The 15,493-nt window shown below is 63.6% G+C and carries 15 protein-coding genes; 5 read left to right on the top strand and 10 right to left on the bottom strand.

Annotated elements, in window-relative coordinates; all coding sequences use genetic code 11:
* Window positions 1-154: 154 nt before the first annotated feature.
* Window positions 155-1,624 (top strand): M48 family metalloprotease, encoded by a 1,470-nt coding sequence (locus tag FJ977_RS34540; RefSeq protein ID WP_140777104.1) that lies wholly within the window; start codon window positions 155-157, stop codon window positions 1,622-1,624.
* Between the two features lie 263 nt (window positions 1,625-1,887).
* Here the strand turns inward: FJ977_RS34540 and FJ977_RS34535 are convergent, their stop codons facing one another.
* Window positions 1,888-2,751 (bottom strand): RNA polymerase factor sigma-32, encoded by an 864-nt coding sequence (locus FJ977_RS34535; protein ID WP_140777102.1) that lies wholly within the window; start codon window positions 2,749-2,751, stop codon window positions 1,888-1,890.
* The gene (locus FJ977_RS34530; RefSeq protein WP_140777100.1) at window positions 2,748-3,011 is read right to left on the bottom strand and encodes a hypothetical protein; all 264 of its coding nucleotides are present in this window, start codon (window positions 3,009-3,011) and stop codon (window positions 2,748-2,750) included. Before FJ977_RS34530 ends, FJ977_RS34535 begins: the two co-directional genes overlap by 4 nt.
* Before the next feature lie 61 nt (window positions 3,012-3,072).
* Here FJ977_RS34530 and FJ977_RS34525 point away from each other — a divergent pair, with 61 nt between their 5' ends.
* The 3 genes from FJ977_RS34525 (at window position 3,073) to FJ977_RS34515 (ending at window position 5,427) form a co-directional block, all read left to right on the top strand.
* Complete coding sequence (locus tag FJ977_RS34525) at window positions 3,073-3,846, top strand: amino acid ABC transporter substrate-binding protein (protein WP_140777098.1); 774 nt, start codon at window positions 3,073-3,075, stop codon at window positions 3,844-3,846.
* 136 nt (window positions 3,847-3,982) lie between these two features.
* Entirely contained in the window at window positions 3,983-4,663 is a 681-nt protein-coding gene (locus FJ977_RS34520; protein WP_140777096.1) for an amino acid ABC transporter permease, read from the top strand.
* On the top strand, window positions 4,660-5,427 hold the full coding sequence (locus FJ977_RS34515; protein ID WP_140777094.1) for an amino acid ABC transporter ATP-binding protein: 768 nt from the start codon (window positions 4,660-4,662) through the stop codon (window positions 5,425-5,427). The genes FJ977_RS34520 and FJ977_RS34515 overlap by 4 nt, the downstream gene beginning before the upstream one ends.
* 87 nt (window positions 5,428-5,514) lie before the next feature.
* On the opposite strand, the gene FJ977_RS34510 is transcribed toward FJ977_RS34515, so the two are convergent.
* The 6 genes from FJ977_RS34510 to FJ977_RS34485 all read right to left on the bottom strand — a co-directional run bounded on the left by FJ977_RS34510 (window position 5,515) and on the right by FJ977_RS34485 (window position 13,557).
* A complete protein-coding gene (locus FJ977_RS34510; protein WP_010911999.1) occupies window positions 5,515-6,096 on the bottom strand; it encodes a CarD family transcriptional regulator in 582 nt (193 codons plus the stop codon).
* A gap of 370 nt (window positions 6,097-6,466) precedes the next feature.
* Window positions 6,467-6,805, bottom strand: a complete 339-nt coding sequence (fdxA, locus tag FJ977_RS34505) for a ferredoxin FdxA (RefSeq protein ID WP_008873823.1) — start codon at window positions 6,803-6,805, stop codon at window positions 6,467-6,469.
* Window positions 6,806-7,053: 248 nt separating this feature from the next.
* Entirely contained in the window at window positions 7,054-7,440 is a 387-nt protein-coding gene (locus tag FJ977_RS34500; RefSeq protein WP_140777092.1) for an RNA-binding S4 domain-containing protein, read from the bottom strand.
* Between the two features lie 15 nt (window positions 7,441-7,455).
* Entirely contained in the window at window positions 7,456-10,854 is a 3,399-nt protein-coding gene (locus tag FJ977_RS34495; RefSeq protein ID WP_140777090.1) for a helicase-related protein, read from the bottom strand.
* Between the two features lie 708 nt (window positions 10,855-11,562).
* Complete coding sequence (gene phbB / locus FJ977_RS34490) at window positions 11,563-12,288, bottom strand: acetoacetyl-CoA reductase (RefSeq protein WP_140777088.1); 726 nt, start codon at window positions 12,286-12,288, stop codon at window positions 11,563-11,565.
* Window positions 12,289-12,378: 90 nt separating this feature from the next.
* Window positions 12,379-13,557, bottom strand: a complete 1,179-nt coding sequence (locus FJ977_RS34485; RefSeq protein ID WP_140777086.1) for an acetyl-CoA C-acetyltransferase — start codon at window positions 13,555-13,557, stop codon at window positions 12,379-12,381.
* A gap of 296 nt (window positions 13,558-13,853) precedes the next feature.
* Here FJ977_RS34485 and phaR point away from each other — a divergent pair, with 296 nt between their 5' ends.
* Window positions 13,854-14,465, top strand: a complete 612-nt coding sequence (gene phaR, locus FJ977_RS34480; protein WP_140777084.1) for a polyhydroxyalkanoate synthesis repressor PhaR — start codon at window positions 13,854-13,856, stop codon at window positions 14,463-14,465.
* Window positions 14,466-14,504: 39 nt separating this feature from the next.
* Here the strand turns inward: phaR and FJ977_RS34475 are convergent, their stop codons facing one another.
* Together FJ977_RS34475 and FJ977_RS34470 are read right to left on the bottom strand one after the other, a co-directional pair.
* A complete protein-coding gene (locus tag FJ977_RS34475; protein WP_140777082.1) occupies window positions 14,505-14,987 on the bottom strand; it encodes a GNAT family N-acetyltransferase in 483 nt (160 codons plus the stop codon).
* The gene (locus FJ977_RS34470; RefSeq protein WP_140777080.1) at window positions 14,984-15,403 is read right to left on the bottom strand and encodes a rhodanese-like domain-containing protein; all 420 of its coding nucleotides are present in this window, start codon (window positions 15,401-15,403) and stop codon (window positions 14,984-14,986) included. Before FJ977_RS34470 ends, FJ977_RS34475 begins: the two co-directional genes overlap by 4 nt.
* Window positions 15,404-15,493 lie beyond the last annotated feature (90 nt).

Raw genomic sequence — 15,493 nt, 5'->3', positions numbered from 1 at the left:
AGCATCCGCCGCACGCCCCGAGGGACGCGCGACGGATGCTGTAGAAGTTTGTTTTTTGCGCATGACAGGTTCCGGAGATCGCCCCCGATTTTCGTGGTTATGCGCCGGGACCTGAAAGGAAGCCGTTCTGGCGATCGGCGTTGACAAGCTGCGAATGAATCCACTGGCGCGCTTTCTGGCGCTAGCCGGCTTTGCCGTGGCGCTTGCAAGCTGCCAGATGTTCACGCCTCCGGAGGTCCAGGAATCCGGCTTTCAGCCGTCCGACAAGCCGATCACGGTCGACAATGTCGCCGCCAACAACAAACTCGCGGAACTGGCCAAGGCGCAGCATCCGCGCATCCTGGCCACCTATGGCGGCGAGTATTCCGATCCCAAGCTCGAGCGCATGGTCGCCAAGGTGGTCGGCAACCTTACCGTTGTGTCGGCGAATCCGACCCAGACCTACCGCATCACCATCCTCAACTCGCCCAACGTCAACGCCTTCGCGCTGCCGGGCGGCTATCTCTACATCACGCGCGGGCTGCTGGCGCTTGCCAATGATTCGTCCGAGCTCGCCGCCGTCATCGCGCATGAGATGGGTCACGTCACCGCCAATCACGGCCTGCAGCGCCAGCAACTCGAGGCCGAGGAAGGCTTGGCGACCAAGGTGGTCTCGGATGTGCTGGGTGACAGCCCAACCGCCAAGGCGGCACTGATCCGCGGCAAGCTCAGGCTGGCGCAGTTCTCGCGCAACCAGGAGCTGGAGGCCGACGCCATCGGCATCAAGTCGATCGGTGAAGCCGGCTATGATCCCTATGCCGCCGGCCGCTTCCTGCAGTCGATGTCGGCCTATACCGATTTCCGGTCGATCAGCGGTGCCACCGATGCCAGCCTCGACTTCCTGGCCACGCATCCCAACACGCCGCAGCGCATCGACCTGGCGCAGCGCCATGCCCGCCAGTTCGGCGCACCCGGCTTCGGCACGCGCGACCGCGATTCCTTCCTCGCCGGCATAGATGGCCTGCTCTACGGCGATACGCCGGAAGAAGGCTATGTGCGCGGCGAGACCTTCCTGCATCCGGGGCTTGGCGTGTCGTTCACGGTGCCGGACGGTTTCATCATCGACAATTCGGCGGCAGCGGTGACGGCGACCGGGCCGGGCGACATCGCGATCCGCTTCGACGGCGTTTCGATCGACAAGAACCGCGCCTTGACCGACTATATCAGAAGCGGCTGGGTGGCTGGCCTCGACGACAGCACGGTCAAGCAGGAAACCATCAACGGCAACGAGGCGGCGACCGCGCATGCCGGCGCCGAAGGCTGGCAGTTCGACATCGCGGTGATCCGCGCCGGCGGCCAGGTCTACCGGCTGCTGACCGCGGCACCCTCGGCCAGCACCTCGCTGGATTCTGTCGCGCGTTCGGTCAGCGGCTCATTCCGTATCCTGAGCGCCGCGGAGAAGGCGGCCTTGAAACCGCTGCATATCCGCGTGCTCACAGTGCAGCCGGGCCAGACCATGGGCACGCTCGCCGCGCAGATGGTCGGCGTCGACCGCAAGCTCGACCTGTTCCGGGTGCTCAATGCGCTGTCGCCGGGGGCTGCGGTTTCGGCCGGCGACAAGGTCAAGATCGTCACCGACAAGTAAGAGCACGCTGCAAACTCACTTCGCTGCACGCCTGCCGCGATTTTCTATGCTTCCGGTGCTCATGGACTTAGAGCGGTTCAGCGTTTCACGGAATCGCAGAACCGCTCTAACTATTTGTTTTTACGCAATTCCGGACGGAAAACCGTTTCACACTTTTCCTGGAATTGCTCTAGAGTCCACTCCGCTCCGGTTCTTGAAATCCACGCCATTCGCCTCAGCGGAGCGAGTTTTCAACGCGCTCTTGATCCTGTGCTTTTGAGCGGTCAGGCGGCTGTCGCCAGAAACTCCGGATTCTGCTTCACCAGCGCGACCTTGAGCTTTTCCATGGCGCGCGCCTCGATCTGGCGGACGCGTTCCTTGGAAATGCCAAGCGTCTCGCCAAGCGCCTCGAGCGTGGCGCCCTCGTCGTTCAGCCGGCGCTCCTCGATGATCCTCAGTTCGCGTGCGTTGAGCGCGCGAAGTGCCTCACGCAGCCAGAGCGAGCGGCGCGCGACGTCGATCTTGTCGCCAACGATCTCGTCGGGCAGGGGATCGTCCGAGACCAGGAAGTCCATGCGCTCGGTGCCGCCTGAATCGTCGGCAAGCGGCACGTTGAGCGAGGAGTCGGGTGCCGACAGCCGCGAATCCATCATCGCCACATCCGCCTCGGAAACGCCAAGCGCAACCGAAACTTCGCGGTACAGAGTTGTGTTGGAGAGCGGTTCCGTGCCGTTCGCGAGCCTGGCGCGCAGGCGCCGCAGGTTGAAGAACAGGGCCTTTTGCGCCGAGCTGGTGCCGCCGCGCACAATCGACCAGTTGCGCAGGATGTAGTCCTGCATCGAGGCGCGGATCCACCACGTCGCATAGGTCGAAAACCGCACTTCGCGCTCCGGCTCGAAGCGGGCGGCGGCCTCGAGCAGGCCGACATGGCCTTCCTGTATCAGGTCGCCAAGCGGCAGGCCGTAGTGGCGGAATTTCGAGGCCATGGAAATGACCAGCCGCATGTGGGCGACGGTGATGCAGTGCAACGCGTTCTGGTCGTTGTCTTCCTTCCAGAGCAAGGCCAGCCGATGTTCCTCGTCCCGTTCGAGATAGGGAGCCTTCATCGCCGCGCGGACCATGATCCGTCCTGCCATGTCTTCCATCATGAGGTGCTCCCTGGTTCAGGCGAGATGACTTGCGAACTTGGCAGGGCACCGGTTGAAATCGCGGCGTCGCGCCCTAGAACAGCCAAAACTGCCATGCGCGAGAAAGGTTCCGCCGGCGCGGGCGGGCGAGTGATGCTGTCCAGGCGATTTTTGAACCATCGCCCGAACGCTTCGGACGCTGCTAACAATCCATTTTTGAGAATGGGGTTTCGGAAATTCTTTGTTTTTGAAATCTGATTCCTTATTCTTTCTGTCTGCATCTGTCATTTTCCAGCCCTCACAACAGGCCGGGTTTCAGGCCAAGGACGGGATCACAAAAAGATGAAATGGCTCAAGTCGCTTATCGTCGCCGGAACGCTGCAGGCTCTGGCTGTCACCTCAGGCCATGCGGGCGCCAATCTCGATCAGATCAAGCAGGCCGGCGTCATCAAGGTAGGCACGGAAGGCACCTACGCACCCTTCACCTATCATGACGGTTCGGGCGCGCTGGTCGGCTTCGACGTCGAGATCGCCAAGGCGATCGCCGACAAGCTGGGCGTCAAGGTCGAGTTCCTCGAAGGCAAGTGGGATGGGCTGATCGCCGGTCTCGACGTCAGCCGTTATGACGCAGTCATTAACGAAGTCGGCATCACCGACGCGCGCAAGGCCAAGTATGATTTCTCCGATCCCTACATCGCTTCCAAGGCGGTGCTGATCGTGCGCGGCGACAACACCGACATCAAGACTTTCGCCGACCTCAAGGGCAAGAAGTCGGCGCAGTCGCTGACCTCGAATTTCGGCAAGCTGGCCGAGAGCAACGGCGCCGAACTGGTCGGTACCGACGGTTTCGACCAATCGATCCAGCTTCTCTTGACCGGCCGTGCCGACGCCACCATCAATGACAGCCTGTCGTTCCTCGACTTCAAGAAGCACAAGCCAGACGCCAATGTGAAGATCGCCGCGCAGGAAGAAAACGCCGATTATTCCGGCGTCATCGTGCGCAAGGGCGATCCAGAACTGGTCGCGGCCATCAACAAGGCGCTGGCCGACATCAAGGCCGACGGCACCTACAAGAAGATCGCCGACACCTATTTCGGCCAGGACGTTTCGAAGTAGTTGATTATCGGGGCCGGTTTTCGGCCTTGCAACATGCCAGCGGCGAGCCGTCTTTGACGGCCCGCCGCTTTTGTCGTGATATGGCGCCTGCATTCGCATTTCGATAACGCCGCCGCGATCATTCTGGGGGTCTTTCGTGCCGCATTGGCTGCAACTGATGCTGGAGTCGCTGCCTTCGCTGCTCTGGGCCGCTCTCATCTTCACCGTGCCGTTGACGCTGTTGTCGTTCGTCCTCGGCCTGACGGTTGGCCTCGGTGCGGCACTTGGCCGGCTGTTCGGACCAAGGCCGCTGGTCGCGATCGTACGCTTCTATGTCTGGATCTTTCGCGGCACGCCGCTCCTGGTGCAGCTGTTCCTGATCTTCTACGGCCTGCCGTCGGTCGGCATCCTGCTCGACGCCTTCACGGCAGCGTTGATCGGCTTCACGCTCAACATCGGCGCTTACACGTCGGAGATCATCCGCGCGGCGATCGGCTCCGTGCCGAAAGGCCAATGGGAAGCCGCCTATTCGATCGGCATGACCTGGAGCCAGGCGATGCGCCGCACCATCCTGCCGCAAGCCGGGCGCGTCGCGGTGCCGCCGCTTTCCAACACCTTCATCTCGCTGGTCAAGGACACGTCGCTGGCCGCCGCCATCACCGTGCCGGAGATGTTCCAGGCGGCGCAGCGCATCGTCGCCACCAGCTATGAGCCGCTGATCCTCTATGTCGAGGCGGCGATCCTCTATCTGGCGATGAGCTCGGTGCTGTCGGCCTTGCAGACGCGGCTGGAGGAGCGGCTCAACCGCTATGGCGGCTTCCTGGAGGCGCGCTCATGATCGGCCTCACCAATATCGAAAAGCGCTTCGGCGACAATCTGGTGCTGAAGGGCGTGACCGTCGCCATTGCGGAAGGCAGCGTCACCGCGTTGGTCGGCCCTTCGGGCGGCGGCAAGAGCACGCTGTTGCGCTGCATCAACCTGCTGGAAATCCCGACCTCGGGCACGGTGCGCATAGGTGACGAGACGCTCGAGTTCCGTCCGGGCGTCAAGGTGCCGGCGAGCGACATCAGGCGGTTGCGCCTGCAGACCGGCATGGTGTTCCAGAATTTCCAGTTGTTCCCGCATCGCACTGCGATCGAGAATGTCATGGAAGGCCTGGTCACGGTGCTGAAATGGTCGCCCGAGAAGGCCCGCGAGCGGGCGCTCGCCTTGCTGGAAAAGGTCGGGATGGCGCACAAGGCCGACGCCTGGCCGGCGACGCTGTCGGGCGGCCAGCAGCAGCGCGTGGCGATTGCCCGCGCTCTGGCGCCATCACCGAAGGTACTGCTGTGCGATGAGCCGACATCGGCGCTTGATCCTGAATTGGCGCAAGAGGTGGTCGATGTTCTTGGCAAGCTCGCCAGCGAAGGCACGACCATGGTGATGGCGACGCATGACCTGCGGCTTGCCTCCAAGATCGCCCAGGAGGCGGTGTTCCTCGATGCCGGCGTCATCGTCGAGAAGGGGCCGTCCGCGGTGCTGTTCGGCAACCCCGAGCGCGAACGGACCAAGCGGTTCATCGCGACGCTGAAGCAGGAGGCGGAGAGGGAAGGCGGCGGCTGAGCTCCTACCCCCTTGTGGGGAGTGTAGGTCAAAAAACAAAAAACCCGGCGCGAGGCCGGGTTTTTCAAATTCGAAGGCCAAGGAGCCTCAGGCTGCTTCTTCCTGCTCGGCTTCCTCATTGTCAGCCTTGGCACCGCGCTTAGGGCCCTTGTTGAGGTTCACCTCGATCAGACGCACGGCTTCGGTTTCCGACATGCGGTTGACGGCCGCGATCTCGCGGGCCATGCGGTCGAGCGCGGCCTCATAGAGCTGGCGTTCGGAATAGGACTGCTCCGGCTGGTTGTCGGCGCGGTAGAGGTCGCGCACGACTTCCGAGATCGAGATCAGGTCACCCGAATTGATCTTGGCATCATATTCCTGGGCGCGGCGCGACCACATGGTGCGCTTGACGCGGGCGCGGCCCTGAACGACCTTGAGCGCGCGCTCGACATAATCCTCTTCCGACAGCTTGCGCATGCCGATGGAGGTCGCCTTGGCGACCGGCACCTTCAGGCGCATCTTATCCTTCTGGAAGTCGATGACGAACAGTTCCAGCTTGTGGCCCGCCACTTCCTGCTCGTCGATCGACACGATTTGGCCGACGCCGTGCGCCGGGTAGACGATGTACTCACCAGTCTTGAAACCGTGACGCGCTCCGGTGGACTTCTTCTGCGGGGTGATCGTTGCCATTACGCCCTGAACTCCTTGTTGTGGGCCGGCGGCGGTGCCGGCTGAACTCGTGCGATCGGGGTCACCGACCGTTAGCCGCACAACAGATGAACCCCACCGGAAAGGCCGGGACCGGCAAACCGCACGAATTGCGACCGCCTGGCCCAGATCGCTCTGGTCCGGAATGGGATTTTCACCTTTCAGTGATTTGGGGCGTCTGCGCCATAAATCGACGTTGTGTCACCGGCATGTTTCGCTGATGTAACACAAAAAGTCGGAAGAATCAAGGTTTTGCTGCGTTCGCGAAGGCCACAGCTTCGCGCCGCCTGTCAAGGCGGTTTATGCGACATGTCTCTTACGCTGCGTAATACCGACCTTTACGGCCGCATTGTCAATCGCCTTCACCGGGCTCGGCCGAGAAGTATTTCTCGAACTTGCCGGCCTCGCCGTCGAAGGTCTTGGCGTCTGCCGGAGGCTCCTTCTTGGCGGTGATGTTGGGCCATTTCTCGGCATATTCGGTGTTGATCTGCAGCCATTTGTCGAGGCCTGGCTCGGTGTCCGGCTTGATCGCATCGGCGGGACATTCGGGCTCGCATACGCCGCAGTCGATGCACTCGTCGGGATGAATGACGAGCATGTTCTCGCCTTCGTAGAAACAGTCGACCGGACAGACCTCGATGCAGTCCATGTATTTGCATTTGATGCAATTGTCGGTCACGACATAGGTCATCGGTTGGCTCCGGGACGCCCCAGCTTTAATGGGCCAGTTTTGTTGGGCTTTTTCCGTGAGGTAACGCCTTTGTCCGTCGCTTGCAAGGGCGGCCATGCGCGGCGGCGTCGTCGTTTCCGGAATGGAATTCCAGACGGCGGGCACGGCGCTAGCCTGTCATGTCCTCGGGAGGGTCTTGTTTGCCGGGTTCGGTTTCGCCCCAGGCCGTGTCATTGCCGTAAAGCCCCATGCGGTGTTGAGCGACGGGATCAGTCTTCGCCAAGCAAGCGGTCGGTCTGTCGGCGTTCTCTCTTGGTCGGGCGGCCGCTGCCGGCCTCGCGCAGCCCCGGAATCGCATTGGGAAGGGCCTCACCCTTCGGTGCGGGCGGCGGTGACATGTCCTCATAAAGGGTGCGGGCTTCCTCCGCCGGGCCGCGCCGGACGCCGGCGCCGAGCACCTTCCAGACGAAAATGCGCCGGTCCAGCGTGATGGTCAGCACGTCGCCCGGCTTGATCAGATCGGAGGCCTGCGCTGCTTTGTCGCGATTGATGCGCACGCGCCCGGCGACGACGAGCTTCGCCGCCAGCGAGCGCGATTTGACCGCGCGCGAGAAGAACAGCCATTTGTCGATGCGCTGGCGGCCTTCGGCAACCATCGAACCCTACCGAGCCTACTTCTTCAGCTGGTCGCGCAAGGCGGCGAGCTTGGCGAAGGGCGAGTCCGGATCGAAGCGCACCGGACGTTCCTCGCGCGGCTTCGGCTGGAAGGACGGCTTTGCGCCTCCCTTGCCGCGATCGGGGCCACCCTTGCCCTCGGGCCGGCCACCCTTCCAGTCGGGGCGGCCTTCACGGCGCTCGGGACGATCGCCCTGGGGCCGACCGTCACGGCGCTGTTCGCCTTCACCCTGCGGCTTGGGCTTGAACTTCGACCGGTCGAAGCGCGGCTTGCCGGCGCCGTCACGCCGCCCTTCATGGGCGGGGCGTTCTCCCGGTGCGCCGATCGCTTGAGCGGCGCCGGCCTCGGCCGGTGCATTGCCGCGGCCGCGCGCCTGTCCGTTGCGCTGGCGATTGTTGCGGCCTTCGTGATGGCGGGGGCGCTGCTCGAAACGGCCCTGGCGCCACAGCAGGATAGGCTTGGGCGCTTCGGCGGCGGTACCGTCAGCACTGCCTGCATCGTTGGCGCCATCACCCCCACCCGCGTCGCTTCGCGCCGCGACCTCCCCCATCGAGGGGGAGGTAAGGGCGTCGGCGCTTTCGGTGGCAGTGATGTCAGCGATGGCTTCCGCTTCTGGCTCGGCATCTGGTTCAGCAGCCGCTTCGGCGGCAGCCTCCGTAGCGGGCTCTTCCACGGCTTCGGCCGGAGCTTCCGGTTGCTCTTCCGCGACAGGCTCCGCCGCCGCTTCCGCAACAGCTTCGGCCGGAGTTTCGACGCCAGCCTCGGCAGCGGCCGGTTCCGAACCCTCGACCGCCGCTTCCGCGGCGGCGTCCGTTACCGCGGCTTCGGCCGCCCTGGCCTGCTCGGCGCGCGTGGCTTCTTCCGCCGCGAGCTTGGCGGCGGCGGCTTCCCGCGCGGCGGTGTCCTGCGCCTCGAGCCGTGCCTTGACCTCTGCAGCCGGCTTCGGCTCGGCGCGATAGCCCAGGCCCTTGAGAATCTCTTCCATGTCGTCGGCGGTGGCGCCGAGGATCGACATCATTGGCGGCGTCACCATGAAGGACTGGCCGTCATAGGCGCCGTCCGGACGCTGGCCGAGGCCAGGCTTCCAGTTGGTCGCCGGACGGATCAGGTCGGCCAGCCGCTCCAGAATGTCGATGCGCACGGCGCGGCGGCCGAGATTGCGGTAGCCGGCGAGCTTGTAGAAGGCCTTGTCGAAGGCCGGATCGATGACCACCGAGGTGCGGCCGGACGCCAGCGCGTGGACCACGTCGCCAAAGCCGGGCTTGTCCTTGCCGTCATTCTTCAGCGCCCACAGCAAGGTCACCAGTCCGGCGGGTGCCGGCTTGATCAGCGCCGGGACGAAGACATGGTAAGCGCCGAAGCGCACGCCAAGCCGGCGAAGCGCCGCGCGACCTTCCTGGTCGAGCGACTTCATCTCCTCGGCGATGTCGCGGCGGTTGATGAGGCCGAAATTCTCGACCAGCTGGAAGGCGATACCACGGCCGATGCCGGAAATCTGGTCGGCGTTCTTCAGGTCGACCAGTGGCTTCAGCAGCGACTCGATCTGGAAATTGACGAAACGTTCGGCGCGCGCGGCGACCTTGTCGCGCGCCGGGCCGGTCAGCTGTTCGTCGGCCAGCAGCACGAGGCGGGGCTTCAGCGCGTCCTCGCCGGAGACAAGCGTGCCGATCGGCGCGCCGATCCAGCGCAGCGTGCCGTCCGAGCCAAGTGCCAGGTCGCCATTGGCGCAGGCGCCAAAACGGTCGGCGCGCGCCTCGAACTCGGCGGCCAGCGCCTTTTGCGCGGCGGTGCGCACGGCCTTGGCGTCTTCGCCGCCGGCGGTCTGGTCGGCGGTGAAGCGGAACCCTTGCAACTCGCCGACATGATGGCCTTCGACAAGGACGGTTCCGGTAGGGCTAATTTCGGCTTCAGGCATGGTATTTTCTCTAAGGCGCCGCATGAGGACGGAAGTCCTGCGGTCTACGAAGCGTTTCGTCAACCGCTCATGCAGCGCATCCGACAATCTGTCTTCGATTTCGCGCGTCTTTTCCTGCCAGTGTGCCTGATCGGCCAGCCAGCCGGGCCGGTTCGACACGAATGTCCAGGTGCGGATCTGGGCAATGCGGTGCGACAGCGTGTCGATGTCGCCCTCGGTGGTGTCGGCGCGGCGTACCTGCTCGGCCATGTAATTCTCGTCGACATGGCCTCGCTTGGCGAGGTCCATATAGATCGACGCGATGAGGTCGGCATGTTGCGCCGGGGCGATCTTGCGGTAGTCGGGCAGCGCGCAGGCTTCCCACAACAGCGCCACGCGTTTGGCGTCGGTCGCCAGCGCGCGGATATCCTCGTCGCGGGAAAGATATTCGAGCGCTTGCGCGTCGACCGCCGGCAGCGCCCGCGTCAGGCCCTCCACCGGAGCGTTGGTCTCGATCGAGCGCTTCAGCGCATCGAGGCTGGCGAAGTCGAAATGAGCGGTGCGCCACTGCAGCACCTTCACCGGATCGAAGTCATGGCCTTCGATCTTCTTGACCAGTTCCTCGTCGAGCGGATCGACCTGGCCGGTGACGCCGAAAGTGCCGTCGCGCAGATGCCGGCCGGCGCGGCCGGCGATCTGGCCGAGCTCGGCCGCCGTCAGGTTGCGGTACTGGTAGCCGTCGAACTTACGGTTCTGGGCGAAGGCGACATGGTCGAGATCGAGGTTGAGGCCCATGCCGATGGCATCGGTGGCGACGAGATAGTCGACATCACCCGATTGGAACAATGCCACCTGGGCGTTACGGGTGCGCGGCGAGAGCGCGCCGAGAACGACGGCGGCACCACCTTGCTGGCGGCGGATCAGCTCGGCGATGGCGTAGACCTCGTCGGCGGAGAAGGCGACGATGGCGGTGCGGCGCGGCAGGCGCGTCAGCTTCTTCGAGCCCGCATAGGCAAGATGCGACAGCCTTGGCCGCGTCACCACCGAAACGCCCTTCAGCAGGCGCTGCAGGATGCCGTGCATAGTGGCGGCACCGAGCAGCAGCGTTTCCTGGCGGCCGCGAAGATGCAGGATGCGGTCGGTGAAGATGTGGCCGCGCTCGAGGTCGCCGGCGAGCTGCACCTCGTCGATGGCGACGAAGGCGGCGTCGGTCTCGCGCGGCATGGCCTCGACCGTGCAGACCGAATATCTGGCGCCTGGCGGCTGGATCTTCTCCTCGCCGGTGATCAGCGCGACTTTATGGGCGCCGACCTTTTCGCAGACGCGTGTGTAGACTTCCCGCGCCAGCAACCTGAGCGGCAGCCCGATGACACCGGTTTCATGCGCCACCATGCGCTCGATGGCGAGGTGGGTCTTGCCGGTGTTGGTCGGACCAAGCACGGCGGTCACGTCGCGGCCCGACAGGATCAGCGGCTCGGTATGTTTCGGCTGGATGTTCATCGGCTCGGAAATAAGGCTTTCTGGCCTCTCATTGTCGGGAGCGTGCCTCAACTGGCGCGTATGACAGGCGACACATAGGGATTTCGGGCGCGAAGCGAAAGCGGAATGTTCCGTGGGCGGTTCGAAGGCCTCTTTGTCCAGCGCTAAATTGGCTGTCGCTTAACTGATGGAACGAGTCTGGAACGAATCGGCGACGAATCGGTGACTCGACCAGATTCAGCTTTTGTTCACGGCTATATGTGGATTTCGTGACCGTGACTCTCACCACATGCTGAATCCCTGAACTGGCCCGTTTTATGCTAGGCGAGTTCAGCCGTTAAGCTTTGCCGGGAAACGACGCCGGCGGCACGATGCCCATCACTCAAGATTATGAAATTGTTAATCTTTCTGAATTTGGTGTTAAGGAACTGCGGGCGATTCCGGCCTATTAACGTTAACTTGCGCTCAAAGCCGGAACGAATCGGCGACAAAACAGCGCCGACGGCATTTTCCCTTTTTGTTCCCCAATATCTTGTGTTGTGAACAGCTTATCCACCGACAATCCACAGGCTTGACCACAGGGTTCCGCACAGGCGGCGCTGCCGCCATTAACCCTTGCGTGCCGGATTGGGGCATTGCGCCGCGGCGGGGTTCTTTCGCCTCAAAGGCTTCAACGGAAACGGACCGGTTTCCCGGTCCGTTCGCTACAGTCTGAAGCCGTTGGACGTTTCAGGCGAAGTATTGGCCGCCATTGGCGGTGAGGGTCGAGCCGGTGATGAAGCCGGCATCCTCGGAAGCGAGGAAGACGACGCAGCGCGCGATCTCTTCCGGTTCGCCAAGGCGGCCGACCGGGATCTGCGGCAGGATGCGCTCGTTGAGCACCTTCTCATCGATCGCCTTGACCATCTCTGTGGCGATGTAGCCGGGACAGATGACGTTGACCGTAATGCCGGCGCGGGCACCCTCCTGGGCGAGGGCCTTGGTGAAGCCGATGTCGCCGGCCTTGGCGGCGGAATAGTTGACCTGGCCGGCCTGGCCCTTCTGGCCGTTGATCGAGGAGATGGTGATGACGCGGCCGAACTTGCGGTCGCGCATGCCGCCCCACAGCGGGTGCGTCATGTTGAAGACGCCGGAAAGATTGGTGTCGATGACCTCTTTCCACTGCTCACGGGTCAATTTGTGGAACATGGCGTCGCGGGTGATGCCGGCATTGTTGACCAGCACCGAGACCGGGCCGAGGTCGGCCTCGACTCGGCTGATGCCGGCGGCGCAAGCGTCATAGTCGGCGACCGACCATTTGTAGACCGGAATGCCGGTCTCGGCCTTGAATTTCGCTGCCGCCTCGTCGTTGCCGGCATAGTTGGCCGCGACCGAATAGCCGGCGTTCTTCAAGGCGATCGAGATCGCCGCGCCGATGCCGCGCGATCCGCCCGTGACGATTGCAACCTTGGTCATGCATTTCCCCTTTTTGATATCGCCCTGTTGTCGGGCTTGGCAGGCACTGGATATGAAACGGGCGGCCTGCGCCGCCCGTTCAGTATTTCTTCAGAGGGCTTCCACGCACAGGGCGACGCCCATGCCGCCGCCGATGCACAGGGTGGCGAGGCCCTTCTTGGCGCCGCGACGACGCATCTCGTAGACCAGCGTGTTGAAGATGCGGGCGCCCGAGGCGCCGATCGGGTGACCGATGGCGATGGCGCCGCCATTGACGTTGACGATCGAGGGATCCCAGCCCATGTCCTTGTTGACCGCACAGGCCTGCGCGGCGAAAGCCTCGTTGGCTTCGACAAGGTCGAGATCGCCAACCGACCAGCCGGCCTTTTCCAAAGCCTTGCGCGAGGCGGGAATGGGGCCGGTGCCCATGATCGCCGGATCGACGCCGGCGGTTGCCCAGGACGCGATGCGCGCCAGCGGGGTGATGCCGCGCCTTGCGGCTTCCGCTTCGCTCATCAGCAGCGCGCCGGCGGCACCGTCATTGATGCCGGAGGCGTTGGCTGCGGTCACGGTGCCGTCCTTGTCGAAGGCCGGCTTCAGCTTGGTCATGGCGTCCAGCGTCGCGCCATGGCGGATGTACTCGTCCTGGTCGACAATGGTGTCGCCCTTCTTGCCCTTGATGGTGAAGGCGACGATCTCGTCCTTGAACTTGCCCGCCTTCTGCGCCGCCTCGGCCTTGTTCTGCGAGGCCAGCGCGAACTGGTCCTGGTCGTCACGGGTGATCTGGAACTGGCGGGCGACGTTTTCGGCGGTGTTGCCCATGTGGTAGCCGTTGAAGGCATCCCACAGCCCGTCCTTGATCATGGTGTCGATCATCTTGTAGTCGCCCATCTTGACGCCGGCGCGCAGGTGCTGCGCGTGCGGCGACAGCGACATCGATTCCTGGCCGCCGGCGATGATCACCTTGGCGTCACCGGTGGCGATCTGCTGCATGCCGAGTGCAATGGCGCGCAGGCCCGAACCGCAAACCTGGTTGAGGCCCCAGGCGGTGGTCTCCTTGGGCAGGCCGGCAATGATCGAGGCCTGGCGGGCCGGGTTCTGGCCCTGGGCCGCGGTCAGCACCTGGCCGAGGATGACCTCGTCGACCTCTGCCGCTTCGACCCCGGCGCGCGACAAAAGTTCCCTGATGACGACGGCGCCGAGCTCATGTGCCGGCGTGGCGGCGAACGCGCCGTTGAAGGAGCCGACGGCCGTGCGCGCGGCGCTGGCGATGACGATGGAATCGGACATTTTCTTCTCCAGACTTCAAGGATGTTGTTCTGTCGTTGAGGACTTTTCTTGCCCTTTCCCAACCCCAAGTCAAACCGGAAATCGGCATGGCGCCCATGCACGCCAAGCAGGTCACGCGCCGCCATGCCTTCGGGCTGGCCGCTGCTGCGCAGCATATTTTGCCTGCTATGCAGCATTATATGATCCCGCACTGCACAAACTGCTTGGAATTATGAGGCTTTTGCGCATATCCTCAAAAAGGGCGCAATCGTTACCGGCCGCTTACTCAGGCGCGCCGGTGTCCGGGGAGGATGCAGATGGCCGCAAAAGACGACCCGATCATTATCAAGAAATACGCCAATCGCCGCCTCTATAATACGGGGACGAGCACCTATGTGACGCTCGAGGATCTGGCCGAGATGGTCAAGAAGGGCGAAGAGTTCACCGTCCAGGACGCCAAGACCGGCGACGACATCACGCATCCGGTGCTGACCCAGATCATCTTCGAGCTGGAGAACAAGGACGGGCAGAACATGCTGCCGATCCCGTTCCTGCGCCAGCTGATCGCCTTCTATGGCGACCAGATGCAGATGATCGTGCCGAGCTTCCTCGAACAGTCGATGATCGCCTTCTCCAAGGAGCAGGAGCGCTTTCGCGAGCAGATGAAGGGCGCGATCGGCAAGTCGCCGCTGGATGTGATGAAGATGGCGACGCCGATCAAGGCGCTGGAAGAACAGACACGCCGCAACATGGAGATGTTCCAGAACGCGATGCGGCTGTTCACGCCTTTTCCACCCCCGGGTTCTGCGCCGGCCGCAGCCCCCGCCGAGCCGGCCAGGAAGGACGCGCCGCCGGAGAAGTCCGACGATCTGCAGCAGCTGAAGGATCAGATCGCGGCCATGCAGCGCAAGCTCGATACGATGTCGTAGACCGGCAGCCGGTCGGGCGCAGCCCAACCCGGCCGTGCCTTATCCGTCGATGGTCAGCTTCCACAATTCCCAGATGTCGTCGGCCCGCCCGTCAAGCGAGCGATAAAAAGCCTTGGCCGGCATGTTGGAGTGCAGCACCGTCCACTTGATGGCGGATGCACCGATGCTGGTGGCATGGTCTCGGAGCCGTTCCACAAGAGCGTGGCCGACCGACATGCCGCGCGCAGCCTCAGCCACGTAGAGTTCCTTCAGCACCACGACTGGCTTCAGATCGTAGGTCCAGGGGATGAGATAGTGGACGGCGATGCCGACGATTGCGCCATCGACTTCCGCAACGAACACGCCGAAGCGGGGCGATGGCCCCAGCCCATGGTCGACGATGTCGGCCTCGGTGACGCGGAATTTGTCGTCATAGCCCTCGAAGACGGCGAGCGCCCGCATAAGGACGAGCACCGCGCCGGCATCCCGCCGCTCGAACGGACGGACGACCGCTTTGCGCGCTGGGCTCGGAGTTGGGGTCATGACCTCAGCGTGCCAGGCGCCTTGCCCGAGGCGAAAGGAAGTTCTTCATCCTGCCAGCCTGTCATGCCACCGATCATGATCTTGACCGGCAGGCCGAGGCTGGCCAGTTTGAAGGCCGCCTGATCCGCGCCATTGCAATGCGGCCCGGCGCAATAGACGACGAACAGCGTGCCTGCCGGCCATTCCGCCATTCGCTCGGCCGAGATCTCGCGGTGCGGCAGGTGCAGCGCGCCAGGCACATGGCGGCGCTCATAGGCATCAGGCGAACCGACCACATGCAGAAGGACAAAGTCCGGGCCACCGGCGCGCAGGGCTGCTGCAACGTCGGAGCAGTCGGTCTCGACCGAAAGCCGACGCAGGAAATGGTCGCGCGCAATCTCCGGCGATGCCGCCGGAATGTCTGTCACCAGGCTCATAAGGGGTCTCCATCTCCGATGGAGCTGGTCTCCATCTCTGATGGAACCGAGGTAGCGCACCGGGCGAGGCAATTGCAGCTGGCAGCTTTG

Source organism: Mesorhizobium sp. B2-1-3A, assembly GCF_006442655.1.
Lineage (GTDB): Bacteria > Pseudomonadota > Alphaproteobacteria > Rhizobiales > Rhizobiaceae > Mesorhizobium.
The sequence above is the reverse complement of the archived record's forward strand: the minus strand, read 5'-3'. Positions and strand labels throughout refer to the sequence as shown.